The sequence below is a fragment of the Ilumatobacter sp. genome (assembly GCF_039969435.1).
Taxonomy (GTDB): Bacteria; Actinomycetota; Acidimicrobiia; order Acidimicrobiales; family Ilumatobacteraceae; genus Ilumatobacter_A.
Map to the genome: position 1 here is coordinate 37541 of NZ_JBDVNU010000020.1, position 15794 is coordinate 53334.

Below are 15794 nucleotides of genomic sequence, written 5' to 3' on the forward strand. Positions count from 1 at the left end.
GGAGGTGTAATTACAGCAGCGTCGTTCGCCGCGCGCAAGCCCATCGGCGCAGTTTCATCGAGAAATCTCGATGCTGTCGCGAACCAGCAGGTCAGCGCCTCGCGACGTGTTGATCCGCACGAGGAGACCCCGTCGCCGACGTCGATTCGGCGGCGACGCGGAGCCGACGCCACGCGGCGGCGGGGCTCGGACCGCTCGACATCACCGCGACGACGCCGCCGTCGGCACCGGTCCGCTCGCCCTCGGCACACCATTCGGCGTCGACCGTGACGAGCAGGCCCGACGGGTCACGCCGGTGGTTCTCCCGGTACTCGAGCGTCGTGCGCCAGCCGCGCCGTTCGAGTTCACGTCGGTCGAACGGTTGGCGACGGGCATCGCGACGACGCGGAGCCACGGCGTGTCGAGATCCCGTGCGAGATCCGCCCGTGCGAGATCCGATGGTGGTGGTTGCCATGCCACGATCTTCGCGACATCGGCCTGTGGGGTGCCAGAGGGCCAAGCGTGTGAATTAGTCGTCGATTCGTGTGGAACCGTCTGTGGACAACCGGTGGGAGGTTGTGGAGCACGCGCAGCGATCTCCCCGACACCGACACCGTCGCCGACACCGACATCGACACCGGCACCGGCACCGACACCGGCACCGGCGACCACACGGCCCCGGCTCGCCGGCGACCCGGTCGATCAGGCGCCCTGGAGCGCCAGGAGCGCGTCCTCGCACTCGCCGATCGCTGCGGCGAACGCCGGATCGGTCGGGTCGAGGAACTCGGTGAACCCCTCCCCGCTCGGATCGGCGAGGATGTCGGCCGTGCCGATCGGTGGGATGTCGAGGCCGTTGTCACGCAGGCAGTCGAACAGGGTGATGATCAGGTCGACCTCGCTGTCGCCGGCGGGGACGAAGAAGTCGGCATCGGTGTTGTCCGAACACGACGCACCGACCTCGGGGACCTCGAGGTCGATCAGGTACGCGTTCACCGGTGCGGTCACGCACTCGATCGAGCCGTACGCCGTGTGGCCTTCGGCATCGACCGTGAACAGCACGGCGCTGGCGAGCGCCTCGGCCATCGCTTCGGACCATTCGAACGGCGTCGCCGGGTCGCCCGAGTTGCCGATCACCAGGATCGGCGGCGCCCCCTCGGCAGGCCCGAGGATCAGCGGATCGAGTGCCGGCTCGATCCCCAGGCAGCCCGTCGACGCACGCAGGACGTCGTCGAAGAGGTCCGACAGCGCCGCCGTCTCGTCGGCCAGACGCCGCGTCTCGTCGGCATCGGGGCGTGCAGGGTCGTCGGCGCAGTTGATGAACCCGTTGGCCACCTGGGAGTTGTCGTAGGTGCCGTCGATCCGACGACCTGCGTACTGGTCGCCGAGCACCTGGAACAGGCTGCCGTCCTGCTCGGCCTCGGCCACGAAGATCGCCTGGGCGAGGAACGGCCAGGTCTCCTTGCTGTACAGCGACGCGATGATGCCGAGTTCGAGTTCGCCGGGGGTGAGCACTCGGTCGGGGTCGTCGGTCTCGAATTCGCCGACCTCGGCGATCTCGGTCCGCAGACCGTCGAGCACCTCGAGTGTCGGACCCACATCCTGGAGGATGCAGTCCTCGTCGGCGTCGCACGCCGCGGCGAAGTTCTCGAGCGCCCGGTCGAACCCCTCGGCCTGCCCGAGGTCGAGTTCGTGGGAGTCGTCGGTGGGCTTCACGGCGGCGTCGAGCACCAGCGCCCTCACCCGGTCGGGGAAGAGTTCGGCATACGTGGCGCCGAGGCGCGTCCCGTAGGAATAGCCGACATAGGTGAGACCGTCGTCGCCGAGCGCCTCGCGCAGGAGGTCGAGGTCGCGTGCGGCGTTGTTCGTCCCGACGTACCGGGCGAGTTCGAGCGTGTCCGCGGTGCAGTCCGTGGCCAGGTCGTCGGCGTCGGCGAGGAGGCGGTCCCAACCGGCGTCGTCGCCCGCCTCGAGGAGCGTGACGTTGTCGTCGATCTCGACGTCGCAGTCGAGTGCGGTGCTGGCACCCACGCCACGCGGATCGAATGCGACGAGGTCGAAGCGTTCGGCGACCGCGGTCGGGACGATGGCCGTCGCCTGGTCCAGGAACTCGACCCCCGATCCTCCCGGGCCTCCGGGGTTGAAGACGAGCGAGCCGATCCTGTCGTCACCGCTGGTCGCGATGCGGGCGACCGCGATGTCGATGCTCTCACCGTCGGGGTCGGTGTGGTCGAGCGGCACCTGCAGCGTGGCGCACTCCTTGTCGGGCGCGATCGCCGACGTCTCCTCGCACGGGACCCAGTCGAGGGTGCCGAGGCCCTCCTCCTCCGCTGCCGTGTCCTCACCGGCGCCCTGCGCCGACGTGGCCGGCGCCGACACCTGCGTCGAGCCGGACCCCTCGGAGTCGGTCCCGTCGGAGTCCGATCCGCCCGAGCAGCTCGCAGCGATCAGCGCCGCGACGAGGACGAGCGACGTTCCGGCGACCTGCGACCTGCGCGCGACCCGTGGACCGCTCCGAGCGGCGACATGCTTCGACATGCACCGAAAGGTATCGACCCGTGGGCGCCCGCCACGGTCACCGCGAGCCGACCCATTTGGGGACGTATGCGGCCGCGGGAGCGAGTGCGGCATCGACGGCGTCGGCCGGGTCCTCGACGCGCACGAGGAGCGCTCCGTGGTCGGGACGCATGAAGCCGGCCTGCACGGCTCCCGCCACCAACTCGACCAGTGGGGTGTAGAAGCCGTCGACGTCGAGCAGCACCACCGGCATCGACAGGATGCCGAGTTGGTTCCAGGTGAGGATCTCGAACATCTCCTCGAACGTGCCGAAGCCGCCGGGCAGCACGATCACGCCGTCAGCGAGTTCGGCCATGCGTGCCTTGCGGAGGTGCATGTCGGCCACGACCTCCAGTTCGGTCAGCCCCTGGTGCGCGACCTCGAGAGCGAGGAGTTGCTCGGTGATCACGCCGGTCACGGACCCCCCGGCAGACAGCGTGGCGTCGGCGACCGCACCCATCAGCCCGACATGGCCCCCGCCGTACACCAGTCGGCATCCCCGCTCGGCGAGCGCGACGCCCACCGCCTCCGCCACCGACCGGTAGGTCGGCGACCGACCGGCACTCGACCCGCAGAACACGGCGATCGACCGGCTCGCCGACGCACCCGTTCGGTCTCGGCCGCCACGATCGATCCCGGTGACGGCGGTGTCGCGACGGACGCCGTCGTCGGGGGTCGTGCGTTGATCGTCGTCCGCGGTTGTCACAGGTCACATCCTGTCAGCCGGTCGTAGAAATGGCCTGCCGGGTTACCGATCGGTAATCTCGCGGGCCATGACGACCGACGTAGCCCCCGATCTTCCCGCAGCCGCCGACGTGATCGATCTCGCCGACCGGGTCGTCGGCAAGGCGGTGCGACGCCTGGCGTCTCTCGAGGGTGGTCCCGACGAGCACCAGGTCCTCGCCTACGAGATCGCCCACGCGGCGGCGGGTGTCGCCACGGCGAAGTCGCTGATCGACTACGGCAACAAGGGCGACGTCGAAGGCAGGATCACCTGCGCGTTCACCGCCGACATGGTCCACGACCTGGCGTCGAAGATCCTCGGACGCGAAGCGGACTGGGGCGTCGAACGCGACGCGCTCGCCAACGCACATGCGTTCATGACGACCTACCGTGCGGCGGAGTTCATGGCGTCGCTCGCCACCACCGCCGGCCCGTTACACCTCTCCGACGACATGACGATGGTCGCCGACACGTTCGGTGCGTTCGCCCAGAACGTCATCGCTCCGCACGCCGAGCACGTCCACCGCACCAACGGCGACGTCCCCGAGGAGATCGTCACCGGAATGGCCGAGCTCGGTGCGTTCGGCCTGTCGGTGCCGGCCGAGTACGGCGGCTACAGCGAGGGCGGCGACGAGGAGTACACGGCGATGGTCGCCGCGACCGAAGCGCTGTCGAAGGCGAGCCTCGGGATCGGCGGCTCGCTGATCACGCGGCCCGAGATCCTCACCCGGGCACTCGTCAAGGGCGGCACCGAGGAGCAGAAGAAGAAGTGGCTGCCGTTGCTCGCCACCGCCGAGGTGATGCCCGCGGTCGCGGTCACCGAGCCCGACTACGGCTCCGACGTCGCCGGCATCAAGGTGACGGCGACACCGAAGGACGGCCCGAACGGTGAACCCGGCTGGGTGATCAACGGTGTCAAGACGTGGTGCACGTTCGGTGCCCGCGCCGATGCACTGACTTTGCTGGCCCGCACCGACCCCGACCGGTCCAAGACCCACCGTGGCCTGAGCCTCTTCATCGTGCCCAAGCCGCGCGGCGATTCACACGGGTTCAACCTGACGCAGGAGATCGACACGCCCGACGGTCCGGTCGAGACGGGCGGCAGGATGGACGGCAGCCCGATCGACACGATCGGCTACCGCGGGATGCACAGCTACGAGATCGCTCTCGAGGACTGGTGGGTCCCCGCCGAGAACCAGATCGGAATGGAGGAGGGGCTCGGCAAGGGCTTCTACTACCAGATGGCCGGCTTCGAGAACGGCCGTCTGCAGACCGCCGCTCGCGCCGTCGGAGTGATGCAGGCCGCCTACGAGCAAGCGCTCGACTACGCCGAGAACCGCAAGGTGTTCGGCAGCTCGATCAGCGAGTACCAGTTGATCCAGGCGAAGCTCGGCCGCATCGCCGTGCTCACCCAGGCCGGACGCCAGTTCAGCTACGCCGTCGCCACGCTGATGGCCAAGGGCCAAGGCGCGATGGAAGCGTCGATGGTCAAGGCCTACGTGTGCAAGGCAGCCGAATGGGTCACCCGTGAGGCGATGCAGATCCACGGCGGCATGGGGTACGCCGAGGAGTTCCCCGTGAGCCGCCTCTTCGTCGACGCACGCGTGCTGTCGATCTTCGAAGGCGCCGACGAGACGCTCTGCCTCAAGGTCATCGCCCGCCAGTTGATCGCCGCCAGCACCGCCGCCTGAGTGCGTGGGTTTGCCCGCCGGGAAGTTCCGGCGGGCCCGCACCACGACACTCCGCGGGAGGGCGCCACGGCGCCGACCCAGGAGGTCACCCCGTCAGCAGGTGACGAGGAGTCGGACGCCACCACGCCGACGTCGAGGCGGCGATCTACTTCTGCATCCTCGAAGCGCTCCAGAACGCGAACCGCCACGCATCGGCCTCGCTCGTCGTCGTCGGGCTCACCGTCGATGCCGACGAACTGGCGTTCACGGTGAGCGACGACGGCATCGGATTCGACGAACGCTCGGCGACAGGGGTCGGGCTCGAGAACACGGCCGACCGGCTCGGCGCGGTCGGTGGACGTCTCCAGGTGAGTTCGCACCGGAGCCGTGGCACCACGATCTCGGGGAGAGTCCCGCTCGGGAGGTGACCATGCCACGAACGAGCCCGGCTGCTCGTGCGTCTCCGTGTCATCGCGCTCCGGATGGCCACCCGCAGCGGAGCCGTGTCCGCCGATGTCGACGGCGGGATCATGCGCTGTGCCGTCCGTGGTCGCTCTCTCGTGACGCCGGAGGACGCCCTGGTGTTCGATCGGCGTCCGCAGTTCGATCCGGCGACTCGGTCGGGCCTCAGCCGCCGTTGTTCGACTCGAGGTCCGAGTCGCTGCCACCCTGCGCCGGCTGTTGAGACTCGCCATCGTTCAGGTTGTCGACCGGTTCGCCGCCGTCGACGCCGACGCTGACCGGCGGGACGACCGTGCCCTGATCGACTGGCGTCGACGGATCACCGTCGTCGAGCGGGTCCTCGCTGTCGGAACCGCCACAGCCGACCACGGACAGACCGATCACCGAGAGGACGGCCAGAGGCCGCAGGGCAGTACGGATGCGTGGAGACGACATCGATCCATGGTGCCGCACGAGGACACAACCCAAACACCCCCTCGGAGCGCCATCGGCCGGCTTCTCGACGTGCGGATCACCCCGCCCCAGGACGGGGCCTCGCTCACGCGTCGACGAATCGTCAGGCGAGTTCGTCGGCGATGTCGTGCAGCGAGGCGATCCGTTCGAAGTCGGCGCCGGCGTGGTCGTCGTAGGGGTCGAGCAGGATCGGATGCAGACCTGCCGCCACCGACGCGGCGATGTCCATCGTGACCGAGTCGCCGACGTACGCGATCCGGTCCGGTTCGAACTCCGCGAACGCGGGCAACGCATGGTCGAAGATCGCCGGATCGGGCTTGGCCACGCCGACCACGTGGCTGTCGACGATCACCCGCATCTCGACGTGCTCACCGGCACCCACCTGTGCCACGCCACGAGCGAGCATCGACGCGATCTGACCGCTCGCGTTGGACACCACGCCCATCGGCACCCCGGCGCCGGCGAGCCGTTCGAGGGCGGCGCGTGATTCGGGGATGACCCACCGCCACGTGTGGTGGTACCGGGTGCGTCCCAGCACGTCGGCGGCCTCGGCGCGCTCACTGCGGGGCACTCCGATCGACGAGACGTACGCGTCGTCGTAGCCACCCCAGGTGGCTTCGTCGGCGGCGACATCCGACTTGGCCTTCATCCCGGCGTAGTGGGCGCGACGGTGTGCCTCGATGTCCGTGTCACCGCCGAAGTACGCCAACAGCGGTGCGAGCACCGTGGGGTCGGGAAGCACCAGCACACCGCCTGCATCGAAGATCACGGCGTCGAAGCGACGGCCGACGGAGGCGGTGCGGGGGCTCGTCATCAGCTGCCGAGATCGATGTCGCACTCGGATCGAGCGAAGTCCTCGATCGCTTCTGCGGACTCGTCCGTCGCCTCGTCGTCCACGACAGCCTGCTGCTCGTCGGTCGGGCCCGCCTCCGGGTCGATCTCCGACAGGATGGATGTCGACTCGGCCACTTGCTCGGCGTCGGCCTTCACCGAATCGGGCGCGACCGCAGCGAACCCGTCGAGCGCATCCGACAGGTCCCGGAGTGCGGCAACGCTGTCCTCCGCCGATTCCGTCTCGTCGAGCGCCGCCGAAGCGTCGGCAATCGCCTGCACCGAGGCGCACACGCCGGCCGACGATCCGCCGTCGGACGAGCCCGAGTCGCTCGCCGAATCGCTGCCGCCACAGCCTGCGAAGAGCAGCGAGGCGCCGATGAGGATCGATGCGACGTTGGTCCTGGAGATCGATGAAGTGTTCACGACGGCGAACATACGGGTGCTCTGTGAGCGGAGCGTGATCGGCTTCTCCGTCGTGCGATCATCCGGGCTCGTTCGATCGATCAATCGAGGATCTCGTGGAGGAAACCGGTGAACTGCGGCCAGATCGTCTCGGCGAGCTGCTCGTCGTAGGTGTCGAGCGCGTCGTGCGGTGACATGAACGCGTGGCCCGTGCCCTGGTGGACGGTGAGGGTGACCTGCTTGCCCATGTCCTGCAGCTTCTGCTCGAGCTCTCGGACGCCCTCGGGACCGAAGAAGTCGTCGGTTTCGGCGAAGTGGCCCTGGATCCGGGCCTCGATCTTCGACACGTCGGGTCCGTCGTCGCCCGACGGGTAGCCGTAGAACGGGACGGCGGCCTTCACCGCATCCGGTCGGGTCGCGGCGAGCAGGAAGGTGAGCATTCCGCCCATGCAGAACCCGACGACCCCGACGCCGTCGCCCGTGGTCTCGGATCGGGCGAGCAGTGCGTCGACCGCGCCACTCATGTCGGCGGCCGCGCGTTCCGGCGGCATCGAGTTCATGAGCTCGCCGGCCTTGTCCATCTCGGTGTGCTCGGCGAGTTCGCCGTGGTAGAGGTCGGGAGCCAGCGCGACGAACCCGTTGTCGGCGAGTCGATCGGCCATGCCCTTGATTCCCGAGTCGAGGCCCCACCACTCCTGCACCACGATCACGCCGGGACCGGATCCCGACTCGGGTGTCGCGAGGTATCCCCGTGCGTCGATGTCTCCGGCGGCGAATTCGATCATCTGTCCCATACGGGCAACGTAGACGCTCGACCTCGCGCCGTCCTCGCGGAGCGACCTCGTGGTCGTGCACGTCAACGGAAGTGATTGATCCTGAACACGTTCCCGTCGGGATCGGCGAGCACCGACTGGAATGCGCCGTAGTAGGTCTCGTACGGATCGTGCAGCAGCCGAGCACCGTTGACCACCGCTCGCTCGGTCAACGTCGAGACCTCGTCGTCCGATGCCGCTTCGAACGTGAGGTACTGGGTGGTTCCTTTCGGATCGCTCCATTCCTGGATCGCCAACATCTCGTACACGACGGGCGCGGAGAATCCGAGCGTCATGTCCCCGACGTGGGCGCCGCGGAAGATGTCCGAGTGGAGTTCTTCGACCTCGGCGAGTTCGAACGTGGTCGAGTAGAACTCGAATAACGCGACGAACTCCTCGCTGATGAAACTCGCCAGCGAGATCGTGATGTTCACGACGCCGCGATCGAGGTCTGGGCGGTGAACTTGTTGAACAAGTGGTCACCCGAGGTGGTCGGCTCGTACTTCGGGACGCCGTCCTCGGGCAGACAACTGGGGAGGCACTCGATGATCGCGTCGTAGTTCGGCTGATGGAAGAGCACGATCGAGATCCGCCGCGAGTCATGCGCTGCGTCTCGAGGCGGATTGACGACCCGATGCATCGTGGAGACCCAACGATCGTTGGTCCACTCCGCCATCAGATCTCCGATGTTCACGACGAGACCGCCGGGAACCGCAGGCACGTCGATCCACTCGCCTGCCTTGTTCCGGACCTGGAGCCCGCCCGGTCGGTCCTCCTGTCGGAGCAACGTGAGGCTGCCGTAATCGGAGTGCGCACCCGCGCGGAGTTGACCATCGAGCGGCGCCTCGGCCTGGTCCGGGTAGTTCAGCACACGCATCATGGAGATGTGCTTGTCGATCTTGTCGTCGAAGAAGTCGACCGGCAGCGAGAGTCCGAGTGCGAACATCCGCATCAGCGATGCGGACAGCTCACTCAACTCCGTGAAGTACCGCTCCCAGAGGGGGCGGAACTCCGACGGCTCGTCGGGCCACAAGTTCGGAGCGAAGTGTGGCCCGGCGAGATCCATCGAGTAGTACGGGTCGTCGGGCACGTTGCTCGGCCCGATGTCCATCTTCTCCTTCAGGTCGCCGGGTGATGCCTCTCCGAGCGAACTCGACAGGCTCTCCTTGGCGACTCCCGACCAACCACGCACCTGATCCGGGGACGGTTGGGCGCATTTCGCCTTCGCCTCCTCGGGCAGGTCGAAGAACTCACGGCTCACGTCGTAGACGGAGGAGATGAATTCTTCGTCCACACCGTGACCCACGATCTGGAAGAAACCGGAGAACTCGCAGGCCTCCGCGATCTGATCCGCGACAGCCTGCATCTTCACCGGATCGCCGGTGAAGAAGCCGCTGACGTCGATGACGGGGACGAGGTCGGTGGTCATGGTGTGCTCCGTTGATTCGGTCGGTCGGGTCGGGGACGGTCGGTTCAGAGGTTCTCGGTCTTGTCGGCGTACTCGTCGAAGAAGAACGGGTTCTCCGCCACGACGGCCTCGACGTTGTCGGCAGTGACCAACTCCTGCGCGATCACCGTACGAAATTCGACGGGCTCGCCACGAAGCGCGTTGAGGACCGCTTGGCCTGCGATGAGACCGGTCTGGGCCGAGCTGTAGTAGCGGGTGGCTGCGAGGTACGGCGTTCCGAACCAGGTGACCATCTCGGCATCGGCATCGGAGGTCACATGCAGCACGTCCTCGATGCCTTCGTCCTCCATCCACTGGCAGATGCCATTGCTCATCGCTGCTGCATAGTCGACGATCGCGACGATGTCGGGATTTGCCTGGAAGGCGTTCTGCACGACCTCGACAGCACCCACACGGTCGAAGAAGCCCTGCTCACGCACGACGATCTCGAGATTCGAACCCTCGAGAACCTCGTCGAGTCCTTCGTCGATCCGCTCCGAGAAACCCTGGCCGACGACACCTTGGACGACGACGATCTTGCCGCCGTCGGGGAGCTGCTCGAGCAGGTACCGGCCGATGATGCGCCCACCCTCGACCGAATCGATCTCGGCGACACCGTTGAAGAATTCGTCGGCATCGCTCGGACCGGGCCAGATGCAGTTGCCGACCGGCACACCCTTGTCGAATGCCGCCTTGGCGCCCGCGCCGGCGGATTCGGCGGTGTTCGGCTGGATCACGACGCCGACTGCACCCTGTGCGAGGAAGTTCTCGATGTTGCTCAACTCGGTCTCGGCGCTGTAGTTGGCCTGCACTGCTGCGACTTCGAAGTCGGTGCCTTCGAAGGCCTTGTAGACACCCGTGACGACACCGCGCGTGTAGTCGTTCAAACCGTTGAGGGTGAGCCCGATCAGTCCGCTGGTGATGCTGGCTCCGACCGCTGCCGCGTCGGTCGAGGCAGTTTCGGTCGCAGGCTCCGTTGCATCGGTCGTCGCCGAAGCGTCGGTGCCCTCCGGTGCGTCGGTGCCTTCCGTTGCGTCGGTGACATCGTCGGTCGCCTCGTCGGTGTCGCTGCCGCATGCGGCGAGCGCAGCGGCTCCCAGTCCGATGCTTGCTGCTCCGTGGATGAAGCGGCGCCGCCCGAACGGACGGCCCGACGAGAATCCTGATGTTCCTTGCATGATGTTCTCCCCTTGTTAGTGAATTGCGAACTCTGCCGACGTCAGGTTTCCGACGTTGGTGCTGTGGATGAAGAGCGTGTTTCTGGCGTGCGTCGACGTTGGAACAATGCTGTCAGGGCGTTCGGTCGGGCGTTCGATCCCCGCTGGAGGTCACTGATCGCAGTCAGCAGCACGGCAACGATCAGCACCCCACCGAAGACCGAGTCGCTCCACGAGTCGTTCACGTCGAGGAACGTCAGTGCTGCCTGGACGACACCGAGCACGAACACTCCGAGGACGGTCCCCATCGCCGATCCGCGTCCGCCGGCCAGCGAAGCTCCACCGAGCACGACTGCGGCGATGGCTCTCAACTCGAGTCCCCCGCCCGAACGCGGGTCACCCGACCCGATGCGGGCCATCAGGACCAACCCCCCGATCGCCGCGAGCACGCTGCTGATCACGTAGGCGACGATCTTCACGCGAGCAGTGGGCAGACCAGCAAGATAGGCGACTTCCTCGGATGACCCGGTTGCGTACACCTGGCGCCCGAATCGGGTGTACCGCAAGACCAGCGACGCTGCCACCGTCACGGCGATGAGCAGGATGATCGGGGTGCGCAACCCCAGGACGTCGCCGGTGCGCAGCCACTCGAAGTATCCCCGGACAGGGACCGGTGAGTTCTTCGCCCGCACCAGCGCCAACGACTGGAACACGCTCAGACCGCCGAGCGTCAGGATGAACGACGGAACACGCAAGGCGGTGACCACCACACCCCACACCGCTCCGACCACAGCACCGACGATCAGGACCACGACGACCGATATGAACTCCGACCGGCCATCGACGACCTGGGTGGCCGCGAGCACCGCACTGAATCCGGCAAACGTGCCGACCGACAGATCCAGTTCGCCCGTTGCGATCAGGAATGTCTGCCCGACGGCGACGATGCCGAGCACCGACGTCTGCAGGAGGATGTTCTCGAGATTGGTCCAGGCAACGAAGTTGTCCCTGTGATATTCGGTGTACCAGGCAAGCCCGACCACCGCTGCGATGAGCGGCAGGAAGACCCGAAGTTGCTCACCCGACAGCATCCGTCGCAACACGCTCATGTACTCATCTCCAGATCGATCAATCGTTGTTCGGTGGCATCGGCGCCGTCGACTTCGCCCACGACCCGACCGTCACGAAGAACCAGGACCCGATCCGACACGAGGCCGATCTCCTGGAAGTCGGTCGAACACACCACCACGGCGGCGCCTTCGTCGGCGAGTCGTCGCAGCGTCCGGTAGATCTCCAGCTTCGACGGAATGTCGATCCCGGCCGTGGGTTCGTCGAAGACCAGCACGTCACAGCCGACGTCGAGCCATCGACCGATGACCACCTTCTGCTGATTGCCGCCGGAGAGTGTCCGCACACCCCGCTCGGCGGAATCCGACTTGACGCCCGCCCGCATCATCAGGTCGTGTGCGATCCTCCGGCCGCGTCCGGGTCTCACGAGCGGGGGTCCGCTGACGGCCAACTGAGCGAGATTCAGGTTGTCCGCCGTCGACCGGTCGAGGAGCAGTGCTCGACGCTTGCGGTCGGCAGGGAGGTACGCGATCGAGTTCGCAGCGCGAGTGCGGCTCGACACGGTGCGACCGCCTGCCAGCCGCACGGACCCTCCGGTCGTTGCCGAGGCGCCGACGATCACCGAAGCGAGCTCGGACACGCCCGATCCGATCCCACCCGTGAACCCGACGACCTCGCCGACGTCGATGCGACACGACACGTCGCGCAACCGGGTACCGGCCGACACATGGTCGAGTTCGATCGCCATGCGCGGGTCCCGCTCACGTCGTTCACGGTCGACGTGGTGGACCACCTGACCGAACATGGTCTCGACCAGGGCGTCAGCGGTGAGTCCCTCGACCCGTCCGGTGAAGACCTGCTCACCGTCACGCAGCACGGTGACGGTCTCGGCGATCTGGAAGATCTCGTCCAGGTGGTGGGAGATGTAGAGCACGGCAACGCCGCGCTCGCGCAGCCGGGCGACCACCTCGAAGAGTTGCTCGACCTCGCTGCGACTCAGCGACGCGGTCGGCTCGTCCATGATGATCAACCGTGCGCCGAAGTCGACGGCGCGAGCCAGCTCGATCAGCTGCCACTTGGCCACTGGGAGGCTGCGAACACTCGATCTCGGATCGAGATCGAGCCCGACGGCGCCGAGGCGCTCCGATGCGTCGCTCATCATGCGTCGCCACGACACGCTCAATCGACCCCCGGGCAGGCGGTCGAGAAGCACGTTCTCGCCGACGGTGAGGTCGGGCGCGATCTGACGTTCCTGATAGATGACGCGCACGCCGAGGTCCTGGAAGACGCGTCGATTGCTCTGCCTGACGACCTCGCCACCGACGCTGACTGTGCCGGAGTCGGGGGCGATCACACCGGAGGCGATCTTGATCAGCGTCGACTTGCCGGCGCCGTTCTCGCCGACCAGCGCGTGGACCTCACCTGACGCAACCGTGAGACTCACGTCGTCGAGGGCACGCGCCCCCGGGAACGATTTGCTGATGTTGCGCAGCTCGAGAGCTGGCGATTCGTTGTCCATCAGTTCGCGTGATCGAGATCGGTGGGGCGCACGGAGTCACTGCTTCGCGAGTGCGTGCTCGGTCATGACGGGGATGACCTTCTCGCCGTACTGGGCGAGCGTGTGGTCCTTCGCGTCGTGCTGCAGGTAGATCGCGAACTGATCCACGCCGAGTGACTTCAACTCGTTCAGCCGTTCGATCTGGGACTCGACCGGGCCGAGCAGACAGAACCGGTCGATCACGTCGTCGGGAACAAAGTCGACGTGCTCGCTCGAGGCGCTGCCGTGCTGGTTGTAGTCGTACGCCTGGCGACCCTTGATGTAGTCGGTGAGCGCCTGCGGCACACCGGCATCGGCCCCGTAGCGGTCGACGATGTCGGCGACGTGGTTGCCGACCATGCCACCGAACCAACGCGTCTGGTTCCGTGCGTGCTCCAGGCCGGCGTCGCTGCCGTCGGTGACGTAGGCGGGCGCCGCGATGCACATCGTGAGGTCGTCGGGGTCGCGCCCGGCATCGGATGCCGCCGACTTCACGGCGTCGATCATCCACGCCACGAGTTGTGGGTCGGCGAGTTGCAGGATGAACCCGTCGCACGTCTCGCCGATCATCTTCAACGCCTTGGGCCCGTAGCCCGCTCCCCACACCTCGAGGCGACTCCGGGACGCCCACGGCAGCGTGATCGTGGAGTCGTTGTACTCGACACCGCGTCCGTTGGCGAGCTCGCGGATCACGTGGACCGATTCGCGCATCGTGGCCAGGGTGGTCGGCTTGCCGTTGGTGACGCGCACGGCGGAGTCTCCGCGGCCGATGCCGCAGACGGTGCGGTTGCCGTACATCTCGTTCAGCGTCGCATACGTCGACGCCGTGACCGTCCAGTCACGGGTGGCCGGGTTGGTGACCATGGGCCCGACGACGACGTTGCGCGTCTCGGCCAGGATCTGGGAGTAGATGACGTAGGGCTCCTGCCACAGGATGTGGCTGTCGAAGGTCCACACGTGGCTGAAGCCGTAGGTCTCGGCTCGCCTCGCGAGGTCGATCGTTCGCGACGCCGGTGGCGTCGTCTGCAGTACCACTCCGATGTCCATGCTGGTCACGTTCCCTTCGTTGTCCGACCGAGCTGCCGCCCCGAGACGTGCGAGCAGGCGATGTCGTGCGGTGTCGTCGCCGACCGGCGCCGGCCTGCGAGCGCTGACGGCGTGTGCGGCGACATCTAACGCGTTTCCGGGAAGCCCAGGTCGACCGAGCTGGTGGCCGGATCGGGCCACCGACTGGTGACGACCTTGCCGCGGGTGTAGAAGTTGATCCCCTCGGGCCCGTACATGTGGGTGTCGCCGAACAGGCTGGCCTTCCAGCCGCCGAAGCTGTAGTAGCTCACCGGCACCGGCACCGGCACGTTCACGCCCACCATCCCGACCTGCACGTCGAACTGGAACTGGCGGGCGGCACCTCCGTCGCGGGTGAAGATCGCCGTCCCGTTCGCGTACGGGTTCGCATTGATCGTGTCGATGCCCTCCTGGTAGCCGGACACACGCATCACCCCGAGGACCGGACCGAAGATCTCGTCGGTGTAGCAGGCCATGTCGGTCGTGAGGTTGTCGAGCAGGGTCGGGTTGACGAAGTAGCCGTCGGCCGGGAGGTTCTCCCGGCCGTCGACCACGATGGTGGCCCCTTCGCCGGGTGCACCGTCGATGTAGCCGGTCACCCGGTCGCGGGACTCGGCGGTGATCAGCGGGCCCATCTCGTTGCCGGGCTCGTTGCCGGCGCCGACCTTGATGTCGGGGATCCGCTGCGCGATCTTGCTCACCAGTTCGTCCGCGATCCCCTCCGCAGCGAGCACGACGCTGATCGCCATGCACCGCTCCCCCGCCGAACCGAACGCCGCACCGACCGCAGCATCCGCAGCCATGGCCACGTCGGCGTCGTTGAGGACCAGCATGTGGTTCTTGGCGCCGCCGAGCGCCTGGACGCGCTTGCCGTTGGCGGTGCCGGTCTCGTAGATGTACTTCGCGATCGGCGTGGAGCCGACGAAGCTGACCGCAGCCACGTCGTCGTGGTGCAGGATCCGGTCGACGGCGACCTTGTCGCCCTGCACGATGTTGAAACAGCCGTCGGGAAGCCCGGCCGTGGCGAGCAGTTCAGCGAGGAACATCGTGACCGACGGGTCCTTCTCGCTCGGCTTCAACACGAAGGTGTTGCCGCAGGCGAGTGCGTTCGCGAACATCCACATCGGAACCATCGCGGGGAAGTTGAACGGCGTGATCCCGGCGACCACACCGAGCGGCTGACGGATCGAGTACACGTCGATCCCGGTCGCCGCCTGCTCGGAGTACTCGCCCTTGATCAGCTGCGGGATGCCGCAGGCGAACTCGATGTTCTCCAGGCCGCGTGCGACCTCACCCAACGAGTCGGACAACACCTTGCCGTGCTCGGCGGTGAGCAAGGACGCGATCTCCTTACGGTTCGCGTCGACGAGCTCGCGCATCCGGAACATCACCTCGGCGCGCTTGGACAGCGACGTCGATCGCCATTCCGGGAACGCCGCCGTCGCCGCCGCGACCGCTGCGTCGACCTCGTCCACGGACGCCAGATCGACGGTGGCCGTCTGCTCGCCGCTCGCCGGGTCGTACACGGGCGCCGAGTTGCCCGACGTCGACTCCACGACCTTGCCGTCGATCCAATGTGAGATGCGATTCATGAGTTCACCTTGCTGTGGTTCGTGATCCGTCGAGCGACCG

General features: G+C 67.0%; 15 protein-coding genes. 1 reads left to right on the top strand and 14 read right to left on the bottom strand.

Annotated elements, in window-relative coordinates; all coding sequences use genetic code 11:
- Positions 1-91: 91 nt before the first annotated feature.
- From ABJK40_RS11255 to ABJK40_RS11265, 3 genes are all read right to left on the bottom strand, one after another.
- Positions 92-454: a hypothetical protein gene (locus ABJK40_RS11255; RefSeq protein WP_348480776.1), complete on the bottom strand. Its 363-nt coding sequence runs from the start codon at positions 452-454 to the stop codon at positions 92-94.
- A gap of 227 nt (positions 455-681) precedes the next feature.
- Positions 682-2514: an alpha/beta hydrolase gene (locus tag ABJK40_RS11260; RefSeq protein WP_348480777.1), complete on the bottom strand. Its 1833-nt coding sequence runs from the start codon at positions 2512-2514 to the stop codon at positions 682-684.
- A gap of 37 nt (positions 2515-2551) precedes the next feature.
- On the bottom strand, positions 2552-3166 hold the full coding sequence (locus ABJK40_RS11265; RefSeq protein ID WP_348480818.1) for a TIGR00730 family Rossman fold protein: 615 nt from the start codon (positions 3164-3166) through the stop codon (positions 2552-2554).
- A 139-nt stretch (positions 3167-3305) separates the two neighbouring features.
- On the opposite strand from ABJK40_RS11265, the gene ABJK40_RS11270 reads away from it, so the two are divergent.
- A complete protein-coding gene (locus ABJK40_RS11270; RefSeq protein WP_348480778.1) occupies positions 3306-4946 on the top strand; it encodes an acyl-CoA dehydrogenase family protein in 1641 nt (546 codons plus the stop codon).
- 606 nt (positions 4947-5552) lie between these two features.
- On the opposite strand, the gene ABJK40_RS11275 is transcribed toward ABJK40_RS11270, so the two are convergent.
- The 11 genes from ABJK40_RS11275 to ABJK40_RS11325 all read right to left on the bottom strand — a co-directional run bounded on the left by ABJK40_RS11275 (position 5553) and on the right by ABJK40_RS11325 (position 15754).
- Positions 5553-5822 carry a hypothetical protein gene (locus ABJK40_RS11275; protein WP_348480779.1) on the bottom strand — a complete coding sequence of 90 codons (270 nt, stop codon included), beginning with the start codon at positions 5820-5822 and terminating at the stop codon, positions 5553-5555.
- Between the two features lie 121 nt (positions 5823-5943).
- Entirely contained in the window at positions 5944-6654 is a 711-nt protein-coding gene (locus ABJK40_RS11280; protein WP_348480780.1) for an HAD family hydrolase, read from the bottom strand.
- Positions 6654-7097 carry a hypothetical protein gene (locus ABJK40_RS11285; RefSeq protein WP_348480781.1) on the bottom strand — a complete coding sequence of 148 codons (444 nt, stop codon included), beginning with the start codon at positions 7095-7097 and terminating at the stop codon, positions 6654-6656. Before ABJK40_RS11285 ends, ABJK40_RS11280 begins: the two co-directional genes overlap by 1 nt.
- An 80-nt stretch (positions 7098-7177) precedes the next feature.
- Positions 7178-7870: a dienelactone hydrolase family protein gene (locus ABJK40_RS11290; protein ID WP_348480782.1), complete on the bottom strand. Its 693-nt coding sequence runs from the start codon at positions 7868-7870 to the stop codon at positions 7178-7180.
- Between the two features lie 62 nt (positions 7871-7932).
- The gene (locus ABJK40_RS11295) at positions 7933-8322 is read right to left on the bottom strand and encodes a VOC family protein (protein WP_348480783.1); all 390 of its coding nucleotides are present in this window, start codon (positions 8320-8322) and stop codon (positions 7933-7935) included.
- Positions 8319-9317, bottom strand: a complete 999-nt coding sequence (locus tag ABJK40_RS11300; protein WP_348480784.1) for a 2-oxoglutarate and iron-dependent oxygenase domain-containing protein — start codon at positions 9315-9317, stop codon at positions 8319-8321. The genes ABJK40_RS11295 and ABJK40_RS11300 overlap by 4 nt, the downstream gene beginning before the upstream one ends.
- Positions 9318-9361: 44 nt before the next feature.
- Positions 9362-10513 carry a sugar ABC transporter substrate-binding protein gene (locus ABJK40_RS11305; protein ID WP_348480785.1) on the bottom strand — a complete coding sequence of 384 codons (1152 nt, stop codon included), beginning with the start codon at positions 10511-10513 and terminating at the stop codon, positions 9362-9364.
- Between the two features lie 41 nt (positions 10514-10554).
- A complete protein-coding gene (locus ABJK40_RS11310) occupies positions 10555-11601 on the bottom strand; it encodes an ABC transporter permease (RefSeq protein WP_348480786.1) in 1047 nt (348 codons plus the stop codon).
- Complete coding sequence (locus ABJK40_RS11315) at positions 11598-13079, bottom strand: sugar ABC transporter ATP-binding protein (protein WP_348480787.1); 1482 nt, start codon at positions 13077-13079, stop codon at positions 11598-11600. The genes ABJK40_RS11310 and ABJK40_RS11315 overlap by 4 nt, the downstream gene beginning before the upstream one ends.
- Positions 13080-13115: 36 nt before the next feature.
- Entirely contained in the window at positions 13116-14144 is a 1029-nt protein-coding gene (locus ABJK40_RS11320; RefSeq protein WP_348480819.1) for a TIGR03842 family LLM class F420-dependent oxidoreductase, read from the bottom strand.
- 125 nt (positions 14145-14269) lie between these two features.
- Positions 14270-15754 (bottom strand): CoA-acylating methylmalonate-semialdehyde dehydrogenase, encoded by a 1485-nt coding sequence (locus ABJK40_RS11325; protein WP_348480788.1) that lies wholly within the window; start codon positions 15752-15754, stop codon positions 14270-14272.
- Positions 15755-15794: the final 40 nt, after the last annotated feature.